Genomic DNA, 16,739 nt, shown 5'->3' with positions numbered 1-16,739 from the left:
ATTGTTCTTGTGCCCAAAGTTTAGCGTCTGAATATGTCATCTTAGTGTTTCAGTGAGGAATAGTAAGTGATCAGATCGCACACACGTTAAAGAGTTCAAAAAAAATCCCCAAGCTACAAGCTTGGGGATTTGTGTATAAGAGACAGGCGATAGACGCAGGCTTTGATTGAGCTGAGTGAGGTTGTCAATTAAGGCGTGTAGTACGTTGCCGCACCAGGACCTACTGGTAAACCAAATACGAATACCCATAGGTAGAACAACACACTCCAACCTACGATAAAGCAGATTGAGTATGGCAGCATGGTCGCAATCAACGTACCGATACCTAGGTTCTTCATGTAACGTGTTGCTACTGCAAGGATAAGACCGAAGTAACTCATCATTGGAGTGATGATGTTCGTCGTTGAGTCACCGATACGGTAAGCCGCCTGAATCGTTTCTGGCGCGTAACCCACAAGCATTAGCATAGGAACGAAGATAGGTGCTGTTACAGCCCACTGTGCCGATGCAGAGCCGATCATAAGGTTAATGAAGCCACACATTAGGATGAATGCGAAGAACAACATTGGGCCAGTTAGACCGATGCTTTGTAGGAAGTCGGCACCCGCTACTGCGAATACTTGACCAAAGTTAGTCCACTTGAAGAAAGCAACAAACTGAGCGGCGAAGAATACCAATACAATGTACATACCCATTGAAGACATTGACTTCGACATTGCGTCAATCACGTCACGATCGTTTTTCATTGTGCCAACCACTCGGCCGTACACAAAACCAGGAATCGCGAAGAACACAAAGATGAACGCAACGATACTCTTCAGGAATGGAGAGCCCGCAACCGTGCCTGCATCAGAACGCAGAACACCGTCAGCAGGAACGATAGTCCATGCCAGTAGCGCCGATACTGCTAGAACAGCGATACCCGCCAGTTTAAGACCTTTCTTCTCTACGTCAGTCAGTGTACCCATCTTGTCTTGAGACAGGTCTTCCGCTGCTTCTTCATCGTTGTATTTGCCAAGTTTCGGCTCAACGATTTTCTCCGTTACAAATGCACCGGTAATCGCGATAAAGAAGGTAGAAACAAACATGAAGTACCAGTTTACTTCTGGGCCTACCGTGTAAGTTGGGTCAATCATCTGTGCTGCTGTTTCAGTGATACCTGAAAGCAGTGGGTCAACCGTACCAATCAGTAGGTTTGCTGAGTAACCACCAGATACACCAGCAAATGCGGCTGCTAGACCAGCAAGTGGATGACGACCTAATGAGTGGAACAGCATTGCAGCTAGTGGGATCAACACCACGTAGCCAAGCTCAGATGCCGTGTTTGAAATGATACCTGCGAAAACAACAGTAACGGTAACCATGCGCTGAGAAGCGCCCATTACTAGGCCACGCATTGCAGCAGAAAGTAGTCCAGAATGTTCTGCAATGGCAACACCAAGCATCGCAACCAAAACCGTACCTAACGGTGCGAAGCCAACAAAGTTTTTCACTAGGTTAGTAACAATCAGTTCTAAGCCGTCAGCATTGAGCAGACTGATTACTTGAATCATACCGTCCGCTGCACGACCCGGTGCGCCTTCTGGGCGAGGATCCATGACTGCGACTTCAAAGTAGCCCGCGATACCGGACATCACTAGGATTGCAAGACAGAAAATGGCGAAAAGTGTGATTGGGTGGGGTAAAAGGTTCCCCAAATATTCAACTGTATCTAAGAAGCGCGTGAATAGTGGCTTCTTTGGCGAGTTTTGTTTCATTGAAGCAGATGAACTCATCTGTTCCCTCCTTGTATTTATTCCTGCGCATTTGTGACAAAAATGTCATAAAGCTTGCGCAGGGTACTCGACACAAGGGTTAAGTGAAAGTTCAAAACGTTACAGAATGTAACTTAAAGACGGATTTATGACCTATTATCGATAAAAATATAGTTATATCACCCACATATAGATCATAAACCAGCATTATAAGTAACTACATCCCATAAATTATTACGATATTTATGGTTATTTCTGCACCGCCTTGAAGCGCGGGTTCGACTTACAAATGACGTATAAACGCCCTCTTCTTTTCACGATTTGGCAATCAGGGTGTCGGCTTTTTGCGCTCTTTAGTGATTTAACAACTTTCATCTCTTAGTCCTTATCTTTATTAAATTGACCAAAGCGACGATTAAAGTTCGCAATACGACCTTCCGCTTGAACCACACGTTGCTTACCGGTGTAAAACGGATGAGATGCGGATGATACATCGAGAGTGAAATATGGATAAGTTTTGCCATCTTTCCATTCAATCGTTCGGTCGGTTTGCAACGTTGAACCCACAACAAAATATTCATCTACGCTAGTATCATGAAATACCACAGGTCGATATTCAGGATGGATACCTGGTTTCATATAACTTGTCCTTTCGATTAACTGTTATGTTATAACATTTTAATTAATAATCATTCTCAAAAAGAAAAGCAAGCGAAATTTGTGATACTTTTCTTCTCAAACCTTTCATCAAGACACAAACCATGTATTCCATAGAGCCAATTGGCATTATTGAAAGCCCGTATAAAGAGAAGTTCGCTGTTCCTCGCCAGCCACGTTTAGTACCCGCAGCGCGATCTCGCGTTAAACTTCAGGGCTCAGCAAATAGCCCTGAAGCCGTGCGCGGATTGGAGCAGTTTTCTCATGTTTGGTTGCTGTTTTTGTTTGATCAGAACTTAGAAGCGGGATGGAAGCCAACTGTGCGCCCACCCCGCCTGGGCGGCAACGAACGTATTGGCGTATTTGCTTCACGTTCTACCTTCAGACCCAACGGTATCGGCATGTCCGCAGTAGAGGTCAAAGGTATCAGCAAGAAAGGCGATCAGATCTATTTGGATCTTGGTAACGTAGACTTGGTCGATGGCACGCCAATTGTAGATATCAAACCATACATCCCCTACTCAGATTCAATTGTAGAAGCGCAAGGTGGTTATGCCGAAGACGAGCCTGAAACTTCACAGGTAGACTTCTCTGATATTGCACTGGCCACACTCAAAAAGCGTAGCGATACTGAGTATGTCAAAGCGGTAATCGAACAAGTTCTGGCGCAAGATCCTCGTCCGGCTTACAAGAAAAACAAGCCAGACAATAAGGAATATGCGGTAAATTTGTTCGATCTGAACGTTAAGTTCATGGTTAGCGATAACTTAATAACAGTTACTGCGATTGAAAGCTTTTGACAAAGGCATTTGGCTGATATTATAAGCGGCTAACAATTTTCCCCTTGTGGGACCTTCATACTCCTGTCCATTCTGGCTTGAGTATCTAACTTTAATAAACGGATAAATTTAATGCGTACCAGTAATTATCTTCTTTCTACTCTGAAGGAGACTCCAAACGACGCAGAAGTAGTGAGCCACCAGCTCATGCTACGCGCGGGTATGATCCGTAAGCTGGCTTCAGGTCTTTACACCTGGCTGCCTACTGGTCTACGTGTGCTGCGTAAAGTCGAAAACATCGTTCGTCAAGAAATCGACAATGCAGGTGCAGTCGAAACTTTGATGCCCGTTGTTCAGCCGTTTGAACTATGGGAAGAGACAGGTCGTTCTGAGAAGATGGGTCCTGAGCTACTTCGCTTTACTGACCGTCATACTCGTCCGTTTGTTCTTAGCCCTACAGCTGAAGAAGTGATCACTAGCCTTGTGCGTAACGAAGTGAGCTCTTACAAACAGCTTCCGCTAAACCTGTACCAAATCCAGACTAAATTCCGTGATGAGCGTCGCCCACGTTTTGGCGTAATGCGTGCACGTGAGTTCTGTATGATGGATGCATACAGCTTCGACATCGACAAAGAAGGTCTAGAGAAATCTTACCAAGCGATGCACGATGCTTACTGTAAAGCATTCGATCGCATGGGTCTTGAGTACCGTCCAGTACTTGCTGACTCTGGCGCTATCGGTGGTAGCGGCTCTCAAGAGTTCCACGTACTTGCTGAAAGCGGCGAAGACCTAATCGCATTCTCTACTGAGTCTGATTACGCAGCGAACATTGAAAAAGCAGAAGCAGCAGCGCCTGCGGGTGATCGCGCAGAGCCAACTCAAGAGATGACACTGGTTGATACACCAAACGCGAAAACAATCGCGGAGCTTGTAGAGCAGCACGGTCTACCAATCGAGAAGACGGTTAAAACTCTATTCGTGAAAGCGTCTGACGAAGTTGATGCTGACATCATCGCTCTTATCGTTCGTGGTGACCACGAGCTAAACGAAGTGAAAGCAGAAAACCTACCTCAAGTTGCTTCTCCACTAGAGATGGCATCTGAAGAGGAAATGCGTGCACTTATCGGTGCTGGCGCTGGTTCTCTTGGCCCTGTAGGCCTTGAACTGCCATTCATCGTTGACCGCTCTGTTGCTGTAATGAGTGACTTCGGCGCAGGCGCAAACATCGACGGTAAACACTACTTCGGTATCAACTGGGGTCGTGACGTTGAACTAGGCCAAGTTGAAGATCTACGTAACGTAGTAGAAGGCGATCCAAGCCCATGTGGTCAAGGTACGCTTATGCTTAAACGTGGTATCGAAGTTGGTCACATCTTCCAACTAGGTAACGTTTACTCAGAAGCAATGAACTGTGGTGTTCTTGGTCCTGACGGTAAGAACGTAATCCTAGAGATGGGTTGTTACGGTATCGGTGTTTCACGTGTTGTTGCTTCTGCAATCGAGCAAAACCACGACAAATACGGCATCATTTGGCCAGACGCACTAGCGCCTTTCCAAGTAGCTATCGTTCCTATGAACATGCACAAGTCTGAAGAAGTGAAAGAAGCAGCTGAGAAGCTGTACGCTGAACTGACGGCTATGGGTATCGAAGTACTATTCGATGACCGTAAAGAGCGCCCAGGCGTAATGTTCTCTGATATGGAACTTATCGGTATTCCTCACACTATCGTGATCGGTGATCGTTCAATGAAAGAAGGCAACTTCGAGTACAAGAACCGTCGCTCTGGTGAGAAGACAGCCGTTGCAATGGCAGACATCGTTGAGCACGTTAAAGGTCAACTACAATAAGCTGCACTAAGCACACTGTGCTGAATATATAGCGATGAAAAGGGTTGGCTTCGGTCAGCCCTTTTTTACGTCTGCTTTTCTAAGTGTGTAGACCCTTTCTAATATTTGCGTTGTTAATCTTTGGTTCAGATTTATCACCTTACACTGGATTCAATCTAGTAAGGAGGTTACTCATGGATCTAAAAAGTCTTCTTAACCAAGCACTCAAATCAGACCTACTTAAACAAGGTAGCGATGCGCTCAGTAAGCAAACGAGCAATATCAAATCATCATCAAGTTCTAGCCAGCTAAAAACGCTTGGCGCAGGCGCGATTGGTGGCGGCCTTATCGGCATGTTAATGGGCTCTAAGAAGAGCAAAAAGATGGCCAAGAAAGTCGGTACGGGCGCACTCAAAGTCGGTGGCGCAGCGGCACTAGGTGCTTTGGCTTACAAAGTCTATAACGATTGGCAATCGAAACAGGATATACAAGGCGTCAACGAAACCTTCGATCCTGATGACAACAAACATGCAAAACTGATCCTTAAAGCCATGATTGGTGCAGCGAAAGCCGATGGCCATGTCGATGAAGAAGAAATGGCTCGCATCGAACAAGCACTGACAGAAATGGGCGCAGATGATCATGTAAGGCAGTTGGTTCATCAAGAGCTACATAAGCCTCTCGATCCAGCAGAAATTGCGCGCTTGGCGACCTCTCCACAACAGGCTTCAGAAATATATCTGGCATCACTGATTGTGGCCGATGAGCAAAACTTTATGGAAAAAGCGTATTTGCAGGAACTTGCTAAGCAACTCAACCTTGCTCCAGAAGTGACGCATCAATTGGAAGCACAGTTGCAGTGATGAATGTTTGCTCAAGTTGCTTGTTAACTTGAGCCAAAACAATTCTCTGCTTTGAGTTTCAAAACGGCTATGTGTATATTTGAGAGCAGTTATCATTTATTAAGGATTTAGCCATGCAAGTATACGGCTGTTGTGAATTAGTTCGTGAGCTTTACGCTCAAATCGGTAGTGGCGATCAAGCATACGTGCCTCAAGCAATCTCATGCGCAGTAAGAGCACTGAATGACGTTGCTGCAGACGAGTCTCTACCAAAAGACGTTCGTGAAAAAGCGGCGTTTGCTGCGGCAAACCTACTGATCTCTGATTTTGAGGATAAGTAATGAATTTAGTGAACTTCGAATCCATGGATCCAATCATGCTGATGAGCATCGTCAACATGAAGCTACGTGACGACTTCGGTGGTGATCTGGATAAGCTGGTTGCATTCTTTGATATCGACCGCGCAGCACTTGAAGCAAAACTGGCAACAGCAGGTTTTGACTTTCTGCCTGACGCAGGTCAGTTCCGTTAACCGTTCATCGCGACGGACAACGTAAACAACGAATAGAAAAAAGGGCTTGATGCATTCATCAAGCCCTTTTCTTTTGTGCTTTGCGTAAGTCGATTAGCCGAACGAAGCCCAAATAACGGTCGCTACCAGAATCGGACAAACAAACTTCACGTATGCCGGCCACAGCTTACCAAACCAACCTTGAGTGAACTCAGGACAACCTTGCTCAAGCTCTTTGATTTTTGAGTGACGATTCCATACCCAACCACCAAATAGACAGAACAATAGCGCCGCCATAGGTTGTAGATATTGCGTTGCGATAGTCGCAACCATGCCAAACAGTGCGCCGAAGTTAAATACGATAACCACACTGAACAGAGCAATCAGGCCACCCAACACCCAGCTTGTCGTGCTGCGTTTAGTATTGAATCGCTCACCCACTAGTGCAACCGGACATTCAAGCATCGAGATAGATGACGTCAGTGCTGCAATCGTCAGTAGTAAGAAGAACACGATTGAGAACAGTTGACCAAGCAAACCTAAGCTATCAAACATCAGCGGTAGAACTGTAAATACCAGTGTATCTGAACTTAAAAGCGAACCATCTTCTGCATAGATTTGAACGCCTTTTTGCATCGCAACGAACATTGCAGGCATCACCACTAGACCAGCAATAAAGGCAACGGCGGTATCGACCATAGTCACGTTCATCGCCATCTTCGGCAAGTTCTCTTTCTTACTTAGGTAAGAGCCATAGATAAGCATCGAACAGCCACCGATGGTCAGAGAGAAGAAGCCTTGGCCCATTGCGGCAAGGATAAGTTTGCGATCCCATACTTTCTCGAAATCAGGCACTAGGTAGTGCTTCAAACCTTCCATCGCACCGTTTTGCGTCATGATGTAAATGAACAGCAAACCGAACAGAACAAACAGTGCGGGCATTAGACGTGTAGACCACTTTTCAATGCCCTGTTTCACGCCGCCTTGTACGATCAAAATGGTTAATACATAAAATGTAATCGTACCAAACAAGTTGCGCTCAACACTGAAGCCTTTCAACCATTGTGTCGCCGCTTCCATGCCCATGATGTCAGTCACTGCGCCCAACATAAAGCAGATCAACCAGCCGCCTACAATCGAGTAAAACGCTAAAACCGCACTTGGCACACTCAGACCAATCCAACCAACTAGGCCGCCAAGCTTCTTGCCCACAGGGTTGTCTGTTAGAGAACGCATGCTGTCTACTGGGTTTGCTTGACCATGACGACCGATCGCCATTTCAACCACCAGCATTGGAAATGCAACGATAAGAATCATCACCAAGTACACCAACAAGAAGGCGCCGCCGCCGTTGCTTGCTGCTTGGGTAGGAAAGCCCCAAATGTTACCTAGACCCACTGCAGCACCTGCTGCCGCTAAGATGAATCCAAGGCGTGAGCCAAAATGCTCACGAGGCTGAGAAGAAGTTTGTTGTGTCATACCACTCACACAAAATATCAATGAACTAGCTAACTAGTACACTATAGCAATATCTTCTACTCAACAAGAGTCATTAGGTTAATTACTCGACAATCAGATCAATTAGCAGACATTCAGTTTGTAAATTTCCACGTACATCTCATATTCGCCAAGTATCGTTTTCTGTCTTTTTGATGAATTTATAAATCAGCGTGAAGTGAGCCGAAAAATAATGAGCCGAGTTGTAAAGTACGAATAGTTCAACGTGATTTCGTGTTGAAAAGTGAAACATAACGCTTCGAATTTCTCTCCTGAGGTCTATTTATCAACTAGTTATCTAACTATATCTGTTCATGTTCTTACGAACATCGAGTAACTCAAGGAGAGAAAAATGAAGTTCACTCTACTGCATGGTGCAGTGATAGCCGCGCTTAGTGTCAGCTATCAAGCTCAAGCCTACAACTGCCAAAACTTATCAACGTGGGATAGCACAACCGTCTATAACTCTGGCGATCAAGTGCAAACCAAAGGCGCTGCGTATGAGGCTGCTTACTGGACTCAGGGTAATGATCCGGTAAACAACTCAGGCCCATGGCAGGCGTGGAAAGGCCTTGGACAATGTGATGGTGACGGTACAAACCTCCCTCCAACGGTGTCTTTCTCCTCTCCTGCAGATAACGCACAGATCCCTGAAGGCAGCGTAATCACTTTGTTAGCAAACGCCGCTGACGAAGACGGCCAAGTGGCTCAAGTTGAATTTCTTGCTGGTAACCAGACCGTTGCTGTTGTTACCCAATCCCCTTTCCAAGCTGACTGGACAGCAGTAGAGGGCGCCTCTCAGTTAACGGCAATCGCCACCGACAACGAAGGTGCGGTAACCACAACCAATGTCTCTATCTTCGTTCAACCGCAAACCGAACTACCACCTCCAACCGTTTCTCTAACGAGCCCAACAGGCACAGAAACACCAAGTGTGGGTGACACTATTTCGGTAACGGCCGATGCAGCAGACAGCGATGGTTTAGTCACCCAAGTTGAGTTCTTCGTAAACAACCAATCGGTTGCCGTCGATACTGCGGCTCCATATGAATACGTCTGGACGGCGGCAGTCGGTACTCATACCTTCAAAGCGCAAGCAACCGATGATTCAAACCTGTCAACCATGAGCCAAGAAGTCTCGCTCGTCGTCAGCGATTCCAACTCTGGTGGCTGTGCAGATGCTGTGCCTTATGTAGCTGGTAACCGCTATGAAGCAGGCGCACTCGTTTCTAACCTCAACCAGAAATACCGCTGTGATGTTGCAGGTTGGTGTTCTTCTGATGCAGCCTGGGCTTATGAGCCGGGTGAAGGTTTGTACTGGCAGGATGCGTGGACTGGGCTAGGTGCCTGTTCGACACCGCCTCAAGTCGCGATCACCGCCCCAAGCGAAGGACAAGTCTTGCTCGCAGGTGACAGCGTTGAAGTCTCGGCGGATGCCAGCGATGCAGACGGTAGCGTGACTCAAGTGGAGTTCTTCGCCAATGACACCAGTTTAGGTGTGGTTGCTCAAGCACCATATTCCGTTCTATGGAATGCAACGCTAGTTGGCGCGAATCAACTAAAAGCCGTTGCCACAGACAACGATAACAATACGTCCGAGTCTGTCGTTAACGTAACGGTCAGTGACCAAGATTTGGTGATTTCATTGACGTCACCGAGTGCAGGTCAAACCGTCGGTTTAGGTAAAAATCTCGTTCTAAGCGCGGATGCAACCTCACTAACCTCTGGCGTGAAACACGTCGACTTTATGGTGAACGGTGCGATTGTCGCAACAGACACGACGGCACCTTACTCGGCGAACTGGACACCTGCCGCGATTGGTAGCTTTACGGTAAGCGCTCAAGCTACCGACCTTGCAGGTACAACAGCGCTTTCTGATGCGACATCGATTACCGTTGTTGAACAAACTGAGAAACGTCATAAGCTGATTGGCTACTGGCACAACTTCGTGAACGGTGCGGGCTGTCCTATTCGCCTAGCGGATATGTCTGATGCATGGGATGTGATTGATATTGCCTTTGCAGAAAACGACCGTAACAGCGATGGTACAGTGCACTTCAACCTGTATTCTGGTGACATCTACAGTGATTGTCCTGCGCTAGACCCAACTCAATTCAAACAAGACATGGCCGCACTGCAAGCTAAAGGTAAGAAGTTCGTTCTGTCTCTTGGTGGTGCTGAAGGTACGATTACACTCAACACAGACCAAGATGAAGCAAACTTCGTATCGAGCTTGACCGCATTGATTGCCGAATGGGGCTTCGATGGTTTGGATGTGGATCTAGAAAGTGGCTCTAACCTGCTGCATGGTTCGCAAATCCAAGCTCGTTTAGGTGGTGCGTTGCTGCAAATCGAGCAGAGCATGGGCGGCGATATGTACCTAACCATGGCACCTGAGCACCCTTACGTACAAGGTGGCTACATTGCTTATAGCGGTATTTGGGGCGCGTACATTCCTGTTATTAACGAAACACGCAGCACACTCGACCTACTACATGTTCAACTATACAACAACGGCGGCCTGCCAAACCCATACATGCCTGGCTCCGCACCAGAAGGTTCTGTGGATATGATGGTGGCACAATCTAAGATGCTGATTGAAGGTTTTGAATTGGCCGACGGTACCATGTTTGAACCACTGCGTGATGACCAAGTGGCGATTGGCTTGCCATCAGGTCCAAGCTCAGCTAACTCAGGTCAGGCGCCAACACAGAACATTCTAGACGCGCTAGACTGTCTGACTAAAGGCACTTCATGTGGCACAGTGAAACCAGCGTTTAACTACCCGAACTACGCTGGTGTGATGACATGGTCAATCAACTGGGATGAGCACGATGGCTTCAACTTCTCGAAACCAGTGGGCGATAAGCTAACTCAGATGAATGCGGAATAACCCGAATAGATACTGAATAGTACCCATGTAAAAAGAGCGCCGATAACAGGCGCTCTTTGTTATTTGTGTTTCGCGAATTAGATCGTGAAGACTTGGTAATCTTTTAATGCAGGGATCTTCTTCAGCAGATCTTGTTCTTCACCTGCCATATCATCCAGTGATTCACACAAATCTTCCGCTTGTTTTTCGACGTCTTTCGAATGCTCAGCTAAGCGTTCTTGTACCTTGGCTTGCAGCTCCGTCATGCTTTCAGACAACGCAGTTAAGTTCAAACCACCATCTTCTTTCATCTTGGCAGACAAAGCGTCAAAAGCGCTGGTTAGGAATTCTTTGTTAAAGATTTCTTGTGCCTTTTCGAAGTCTTGTGACCATGATTCTGTCATCGAATCAAAACTGTCAGCAGGTAGAATAAAATCACCATCTTTGTAGTAACGGGCTTCTACATCGGCAAAGAAATCCTTTACCGCAACCTTAACGTTATCAAACGAGTCAGGCGCATCAAGGCTTACTGCGATATCATCGATGATGTCATTTGCTAGCGCTAAGCCATCACTCGCCAGCTGTTTCGCTTGCGGAATATAAGCATTCATCTTCTCGCGGTAACTTTCAATTGCCGCTTTTTGATCATCGTCTAGCTCGATCATTTCACCTTTGATGAACAAGTTATTGTCTTCATCGACGACCGCTTTTTCACCATTGGCATGTACGATTTCTAAGTTCTGACCATCCATACGAACTTCGTTGTTAATATCAACGCGACACTGAGCTGCGTAGCCACTGGCACTGATAGTCAACAAGGAGAGCGTGAGCAGTTTCTTCATTACTTTCTCTTTTTCATGGTTATTCTGTTTAACTATAACAGCCACCTATGGGTGGGATGTCAGCAAATCGTCACGACTTCATAACAAGTTGTTTTATCGCCAATTTTCATCTCCACTTCTTCCCCTTCTTCTTTCCCCATCAAAGCACGACCAAGGGGTGATTTCGGCGTAAGAACAAACACCTCTTTGCCGTGCCACTCGACAGTCAAGCCGCCAGAGCAAGGGCCGATAAAGAAAGCTCTTTCAACATCGTTCTCGTCCACTAATTCCACATAAGCACCAACCGCGATACGAGCATCGACAAAATCACGCAACACAAGAGTGCGGTACTGGCGAAGCTCTTCTTCACTCTCTTGCACGCGCATCGCTTGCCCATGTGCGAGGTAAGAAGCCTCTAAAGCTAGCGTATCGTACTTATGCTCGGGCACGGTTTCTTCATCCGTTGCGGCGTCAATCGCTCTCTGAGTCGAGGCATGAGCAACTTGCAGTTTATCTTCGAGTTGTTGAATGATTATTTGGACTAAATCGACTTTGTTCATACTTTTAGGGCGCGCGTTTGGCACTCAGGGTGTGTTAATGTAACCCAGTTTATCATCAAACCAAGGTTTCCCTATTATGCAAAGTGACTCGCTTCAGCAAACGCTTCAATCCGTATTCGGGTTTGACTCATTAAGACCCGGCCAACAACCGGTGATTGAAGCTGTAATGAACGGACACTCAGCCGCTGCCATCTTCCCAACTGGCTCAGGGAAATCGCTTTGTTACCAGCTTCCTGCTACTCAGCTACCACACCTGACGTTGGTGATCTCACCGCTTCTTGCATTGATGAAAGACCAACTTAGTTTCTTACAAAGCAGAGGCATTGCTGCGGCATCTATCGACAGTAGCCAAAGCCGTGAAGAAACCCAGCAGGTGATGGCTGACGTGAAGAATGGGCATATCAAGATTTTGATGATCTCGGTAGAGCGACTCAAGAACGAACGTTTTCGCGAGTTCATTCGTCAAATCCCACTTTCTCTCATGGTGGTTGATGAAGCGCACTGTATCTCGGAGTGGGGTCATAACTTCCGTCCAGACTACCTTAAACTGCCGCAATACCAGCGCGAACTGAATATCCCTCAAACACTTTTGCTGACTGCAACCGCTACGCCAGCAGTTATCGAGGACATGCAAAGTAAGTTTGATATCGCTGGCGAGAACATTACTGTTACCGGTTTCTATCGCTCTAATCTTGATATTTCGGTACTTCCATGTGAAGAAGAAAACAAGCTAACTCAATTGAGTGACATTATTGCTGCTGCACCGAAACTGCCAAGCATCGTGTACGTGACTCAACAGCAAACTGCAGAGCAAGTTGCTAACTCACTGATTCGTTTAGATATCAATGCTCACGCTTATCACGCGGGAATGAAGAGTGACATTCGTGAGAAAATCCAACAGCAATTCATGGACTCGCAAATCGACTGCATTGTCGCCACAATCGCCTTTGGTATGGGTGTAGATAAATCCGATATTCGCCGTGTGATTCACTTCGATTTACCGAAATCTATCGAAAACTACGCACAAGAAATTGGCCGAGCGGGACGTGACGGGCAACGTTCGGAATGTATTCTTCTTGGTAATACCTCTGGCTTAACGGTATTAGAGAACTTTGTTTACGGCGACACGCCTGAGCCAAGCTCAATCAATTATGTACTGGAACAAATTCGCGAGAACACGCCTCAGTGGGAAGTGATGGCGCTGCGCTTATCTCGCGACAGCAACATTCGCCAACTGCCGCTGAAGACCTTGTTGGTTTATCTAGAGTTGGCAAAAGTGATTGAAGCCAAATACAGTTATTTCGCGGAATATCGCTTCAAGTTCCTGCAAGACCGGTCTTTCATCCTCAATCAGTTCCAAGGTGAGCGACGCCAGTTTATTGAAGCTATTTTTGCTTGCTCGACCAAAGCGAAAGTGTGGTGCCAAGTAGATTTAGAAGCGTTGTGGATGAACTATCAATCTGAGCGCAGCCGTGTGGTTGCGGCGCTTGATTACTTCCACCAAAACGGTTGGATTGAATTAGAGAGTAAACAGCTAACGGATGTGTATTCGGTTCTCCCTGCGCCACAAAACCAAGAAGCGACCTCTCAACATTTGGTTGAACTGTTCCAATCTAAAGAACAAAAAGACATTGAACGAATTCATACGATGTTGAATCTGTTCCAATCATCGGACTGCTTGAGCTATCAATTAGCGCATTACTTTGCTGATCACAATGCACCGACGCAATGTGGTCACTGCTCAGTATGTCGTGGACAAGTCGCATCATTCCCTCAACCACAGCAAGAACAACCTGAACTGGCACATTTGTCCGCTTGGGTTGATGAGTTTGTTCAGCTTTCACCAACGGCGATCAGTAATGCTGCCGTAGCTCGATTCCTATGTGGCATTAGCACGCCAATTATCACTCAACTTAAAGCCAGTAAACTTCGAGGCTATGGTTCAATGGCAAATGTCTCTTTTGAACACGTGCTCAAGCAAGTTGAGTTAGCGCGAGCTTAGAAGAAACTCAATTGCCGTGCTTGTTCTTCAGGCTTGAGCATCACACTCAAGCCTAACAAGCGTATCTCTCGACCGTTTTGGCGCTTAAGAATGTCTCTTAACAGAACTTTGAAGTCATCCAGTTCCAGTTGGGGGTGAATGTGCTCAATCGTTGTGAGCTGAAAATCGGCAAACTTAAGCTTGATACCCTGCTTGATGATCGATTTATCTGGACTGGCTTTTTCTAAGCGTCTCTCCAGTTCAGGGTACAACTTATCTTCAATCACCTTCCAACATTCATCGTAAGTCGAAATGTTTTCGCTAAAGGTTCGCTCTACCCCAACCGATTTACGTTCACGTTCCACCACCACTTCACGATCATCAATACCATGACTGCGTTTCCAAAGCGAAGCACCTTGACGGCCGAACTGACGCAATAGTTCACGGTAATCACTGTTTTTTATGTCTTCACATAGATAGAAGCCAGCCTGATGGAGTTTCTCTAAACTCACTTTGCCAACACCTGGAATCTTTTCCAAAGGCAATTTATCGACCACCTCTTGGACTTTATCGGGTGGAATCACAAACTGGCCATTGGGTTTGTTCATGTCGGAGGCGACTTTGGCAAGAAACTTAATCGGAGCAATGCCTGCAGATGCAGTAATTCCCAGCTCATTTCGGATATCATTGCGAATCGATTCCGCAATCAAGGTCGCGGAACCACGACATACCGTAGAGTCGGTAACATCGAGATAAGCCTCATCAAGAGAAAGCGGTTCAATCAGCGATGTATATCGTTCAAAAATGGCGCGAATCTGCTGAGAAACTTGTTTATACACGTGCATGCGCCCCGGAACGACGAGGAGGTTCGGACATAGTTGTAATGCTCTTGCGGTTGGCATTGCACTGCGTACACCAAACTTACGTGCTTCATAATTACACGTGCTGATGACACCTCTCTGCTTCTCATGGCCACCTACTGCAAGCGCAATCCCACGGTAATTTGGATTGTCTCGCATTTCTACCGCCGCATAGAAACAATCCATATCTACGTGAATAATTTTTCTTACTCGCTCAATCACGCTCTACACACAAATACACTGTTCAAAAACACAGTATAGCTGCAAATATACGTATTGGAAATACTGTTATCTGGAGTCAATATTGGAAATTTTTGTCGGAGTTTTTAATAGCGATGTATTCATATTTCGTTATTATTGATTCAAATAACACTAAAAAAGTAAGGACACTTCTTTGAGTAATAAAATACTGGTCGTCGAAGACAGTCGCGCCTTTAGAAACTATCTCGTACAGATCTTAACTCAGGCTGGTTATGAGGTACTTGCTGCAGAGAGCTATGCGGACGCTCAATCCATTTTAGCGACTAAACCAGAGCTGTTGTGTGCGGTATTAGATTACTGCTTACCTGACGCCCAAGAAGGCGAAATCATCGATCTCTCTTTAGCTCATCAACAAAAAGTCATCGTACTTACGGCAATGTTTCAAGATGATGTTCGTGAAAAAATGCTGGCGAAGGGCGTGTTGGACTACATTCTAAAAGACAGTATGGCTTCCGTCTCGTACCTCCTTCCACTGATCAAACGATTGACCAATAATCAGCGACACAAGTGCTTAGTCGTTGACGATTCGATGACGGTTCGTCGCCACGTTGTGCAATTGTTAGAACACCAGTACATCCAAACGTTGCAAGCTGAAAATGGTCAACAAGCCATCGAGTTGATCGAGCAAAACCCAGATATCACCCTAGTGCTGACTGACCACGATATGCCAGTAAAAGATGGTATTACCATGATTCGCGAGTTGCGCCAGAAATTGGATAAGAACCAACTTGCTATATTAGGCATCTCAGGAAGCGACGATCACACCATGACCGCACGTTTTCTTAAGGCGGGTGCGAATGACTTTCTATATAAGCCTTTCAATCAAGAAGAATTCTTTTGCCGCGTTCATCAAATCTTAGACATGAAAGAAGCAACCACTGAGCTATTTAGAATGGCAAACCAAGATGCTCTAACTGGTTTATGGAACCGCCGCTTTTTGTTTGGACAAGCTTGTGGTGGCTGCGAGAAGCGTAATATCGCTATGCTGGACATCGACTTTTTCAAGAAGGTCAACGATAACTACGGGCATGATGGCGGTGATGCTGCACTGGTGATGGTAGCGAATATCCTAAAGATTTACTTCCCTGAAGACGTCATCGCTCGCTTTGGTGGGGAAGAATTCTGCATTCAAGCTTGTGGAAGCTATGATGATTTCGTCACTCGTTTAGAGCAAATGCGCCAAAGAGTAGAGAAAACCCCTATTCCGTATCAGGAAGAAGACATTCAAGTGACCATCAGTGTTGGCGTGTCAAATATACAGGGTAATCTAGACCAACAGATAAAAGTGGCCGATGACCGTTTATATCAAGCGAAAGAAAGTGGTCGCAACCAGACTGTCTACCAATAGCGCCCTGTTTCTCGATTACAAAAAAACAAAACCCAGCGACAAGGCCTGTCTCTTGATCACAAGTCTAGTGATCAAAAGACATTGCGAGTTCGTAGCCTTCAAGGATGGTTTGCAGTTTAAACCATCCTTCCCAAAGCACCTTTATTGAAGCTCTACCCGTCCTCTTGGT

15 protein-coding genes are annotated in these 16,739 nt (G+C 46.1%); 8 read left to right on the top strand and 7 right to left on the bottom strand.

The genetic code is table 11. The features are described from left to right. Positions 1-188: 188 nt before the first annotated feature. From QTO06_RS24015 to QTO06_RS24005, 3 genes are all read right to left on the bottom strand, one after another. A complete protein-coding gene (locus QTO06_RS24015) occupies positions 189-1,775 on the bottom strand; it encodes an AbgT family transporter (RefSeq protein WP_009707431.1) in 1,587 nt (528 codons plus the stop codon). Between the two features lie 228 nt (positions 1,776-2,003). Next, a complete protein-coding gene (gene ykgO, locus QTO06_RS24010) occupies positions 2,004-2,129 on the bottom strand; it encodes a type B 50S ribosomal protein L36 (protein ID WP_009847431.1) in 126 nt (41 codons plus the stop codon). Positions 2,130-2,132: 3 nt separating this feature from the next. Then, positions 2,133-2,393: a type B 50S ribosomal protein L31 gene (locus tag QTO06_RS24005; protein WP_331410128.1), complete on the bottom strand. Its 261-nt coding sequence runs from the start codon at positions 2,391-2,393 to the stop codon at positions 2,133-2,135. Positions 2,394-2,515: 122 nt separating this feature from the next. Between QTO06_RS24005 and tsaA the strand changes: the two genes are divergently transcribed. The 5 genes from tsaA to QTO06_RS23980 all read left to right on the top strand — a co-directional run bounded on the left by tsaA (position 2,516) and on the right by QTO06_RS23980 (position 6,391). After that, positions 2,516-3,211, top strand: coding sequence for a tRNA (N6-threonylcarbamoyladenosine(37)-N6)-methyltransferase TrmO (tsaA, locus tag QTO06_RS24000; RefSeq protein WP_331410127.1), 696 nt, complete (start codon positions 2,516-2,518; stop codon positions 3,209-3,211). A 111-nt stretch (positions 3,212-3,322) separates the two neighbouring features. Then, the gene (locus tag QTO06_RS23995; protein ID WP_331410125.1) at positions 3,323-5,038 is read left to right on the top strand and encodes a proline--tRNA ligase; all 1,716 of its coding nucleotides are present in this window, start codon (positions 3,323-3,325) and stop codon (positions 5,036-5,038) included. Between the two features lie 173 nt (positions 5,039-5,211). Then, on the top strand, positions 5,212-5,880 hold the full coding sequence (locus tag QTO06_RS23990; RefSeq protein WP_331410124.1) for a tellurite resistance TerB family protein: 669 nt from the start codon (positions 5,212-5,214) through the stop codon (positions 5,878-5,880). 113 nt (positions 5,881-5,993) lie between these two features. Continuing rightward, positions 5,994-6,200, top strand: coding sequence for a YaeP family protein (locus tag QTO06_RS23985; RefSeq protein ID WP_005529380.1), 207 nt, complete (start codon positions 5,994-5,996; stop codon positions 6,198-6,200). After that, on the top strand, positions 6,200-6,391 hold the full coding sequence (locus QTO06_RS23980) for a DUF4250 domain-containing protein (RefSeq protein WP_331410123.1): 192 nt from the start codon (positions 6,200-6,202) through the stop codon (positions 6,389-6,391). Before QTO06_RS23985 ends, QTO06_RS23980 begins: the two co-directional genes overlap by 1 nt. A gap of 93 nt (positions 6,392-6,484) precedes the next feature. On the opposite strand, the gene QTO06_RS23975 is transcribed toward QTO06_RS23980, so the two are convergent. Continuing rightward, entirely contained in the window at positions 6,485-7,849 is a 1,365-nt protein-coding gene (locus tag QTO06_RS23975; RefSeq protein ID WP_005436738.1) for a sodium-dependent transporter, read from the bottom strand. 370 nt (positions 7,850-8,219) lie between these two features. Here QTO06_RS23975 and QTO06_RS23970 point away from each other — a divergent pair, with 370 nt between their 5' ends. Next, positions 8,220-10,760, top strand: coding sequence for an Ig-like domain-containing protein (locus QTO06_RS23970; protein ID WP_331410122.1), 2,541 nt, complete (start codon positions 8,220-8,222; stop codon positions 10,758-10,760). A gap of 77 nt (positions 10,761-10,837) precedes the next feature. Here QTO06_RS23970 and QTO06_RS23965 read toward each other — a convergent pair whose 3' ends face one another. Beyond that, positions 10,838-11,581: a YggN family protein gene (locus QTO06_RS23965; protein WP_038864657.1), complete on the bottom strand. Its 744-nt coding sequence runs from the start codon at positions 11,579-11,581 to the stop codon at positions 10,838-10,840. Between the two features lie 59 nt (positions 11,582-11,640). After that, positions 11,641-12,120 carry a GreA/GreB family elongation factor gene (locus tag QTO06_RS23960; RefSeq protein WP_270050065.1) on the bottom strand — a complete coding sequence of 160 codons (480 nt, stop codon included), beginning with the start codon at positions 12,118-12,120 and terminating at the stop codon, positions 11,641-11,643. A 76-nt stretch (positions 12,121-12,196) separates the two neighbouring features. Between QTO06_RS23960 and QTO06_RS23955 the strand changes: the two genes are divergently transcribed. After that, positions 12,197-14,122, top strand: a complete 1,926-nt coding sequence (locus QTO06_RS23955) for a RecQ family ATP-dependent DNA helicase (protein ID WP_331410120.1) — start codon at positions 12,197-12,199, stop codon at positions 14,120-14,122. Here the strand turns inward: QTO06_RS23955 and dinB are convergent. Beyond that, on the bottom strand, positions 14,119-15,183 hold the full coding sequence (dinB, locus tag QTO06_RS23950) for a DNA polymerase IV (protein WP_005436657.1): 1,065 nt from the start codon (positions 15,181-15,183) through the stop codon (positions 14,119-14,121). The genes QTO06_RS23955 and dinB overlap by 4 nt on opposite strands. A gap of 172 nt (positions 15,184-15,355) precedes the next feature. Here dinB and QTO06_RS23945 point away from each other — a divergent pair, with 172 nt between their 5' ends. Beyond that, positions 15,356-16,570 carry a diguanylate cyclase gene (locus QTO06_RS23945; RefSeq protein WP_041058936.1) on the top strand — a complete coding sequence of 405 codons (1,215 nt, stop codon included), beginning with the start codon at positions 15,356-15,358 and terminating at the stop codon, positions 16,568-16,570. The last annotated feature ends 169 nt before the right edge of the window (positions 16,571-16,739 follow it).

The sequence above is a fragment of the Vibrio sp. M260121 genome (assembly GCF_036533715.1).
Lineage (GTDB): Bacteria > Pseudomonadota > Gammaproteobacteria > Enterobacterales > Vibrionaceae > Vibrio.
The sequence above is the reverse complement of the archived record's forward strand: the minus strand, read 5'-3'. Positions and strand labels throughout refer to the sequence as shown.

Bases quoted from the DNA above. Each gene is read 5' to 3' on its own strand.
- QTO06_RS24015 (WP_009707431.1), bottom strand. From the start codon at position 1,775: ATGAGTTCATCTGCTTCAATGAAACAAAACTCGCCAAAGAAGCCACTA.
- ykgO (WP_009847431.1), bottom strand. From the start codon at position 2,129: ATGAAAGTTGTTAAATCACTAAAGAGCGCAAAAAGCCGACACCCTGAT.
- QTO06_RS24005 (WP_331410128.1), bottom strand. From the start codon at position 2,393: ATGAAACCAGGTATCCATCCTGAATATCGACCTGTGGTATTTCATGAT.
- tsaA (WP_331410127.1), top strand. From the start codon at position 2,516: ATGTATTCCATAGAGCCAATTGGCATTATTGAAAGCCCGTATAAAGAG.
- QTO06_RS23995 (WP_331410125.1), top strand. From the start codon at position 3,323: ATGCGTACCAGTAATTATCTTCTTTCTACTCTGAAGGAGACTCCAAAC.
- QTO06_RS23990 (WP_331410124.1), top strand. From the start codon at position 5,212: ATGGATCTAAAAAGTCTTCTTAACCAAGCACTCAAATCAGACCTACTT.
- QTO06_RS23985 (WP_005529380.1), top strand. From the start codon at position 5,994: ATGCAAGTATACGGCTGTTGTGAATTAGTTCGTGAGCTTTACGCTCAA.
- QTO06_RS23980 (WP_331410123.1), top strand. From the start codon at position 6,200: ATGAATTTAGTGAACTTCGAATCCATGGATCCAATCATGCTGATGAGC.
- QTO06_RS23975 (WP_005436738.1), bottom strand. From the start codon at position 7,849: ATGACACAACAAACTTCTTCTCAGCCTCGTGAGCATTTTGGCTCACGC.
- QTO06_RS23970 (WP_331410122.1), top strand. From the start codon at position 8,220: ATGAAGTTCACTCTACTGCATGGTGCAGTGATAGCCGCGCTTAGTGTC.
- QTO06_RS23965 (WP_038864657.1), bottom strand. From the start codon at position 11,581: ATGAAGAAACTGCTCACGCTCTCCTTGTTGACTATCAGTGCCAGTGGC.
- QTO06_RS23960 (WP_270050065.1), bottom strand. From the start codon at position 12,120: ATGAACAAAGTCGATTTAGTCCAAATAATCATTCAACAACTCGAAGAT.
- QTO06_RS23955 (WP_331410120.1), top strand. From the start codon at position 12,197: ATGCAAAGTGACTCGCTTCAGCAAACGCTTCAATCCGTATTCGGGTTT.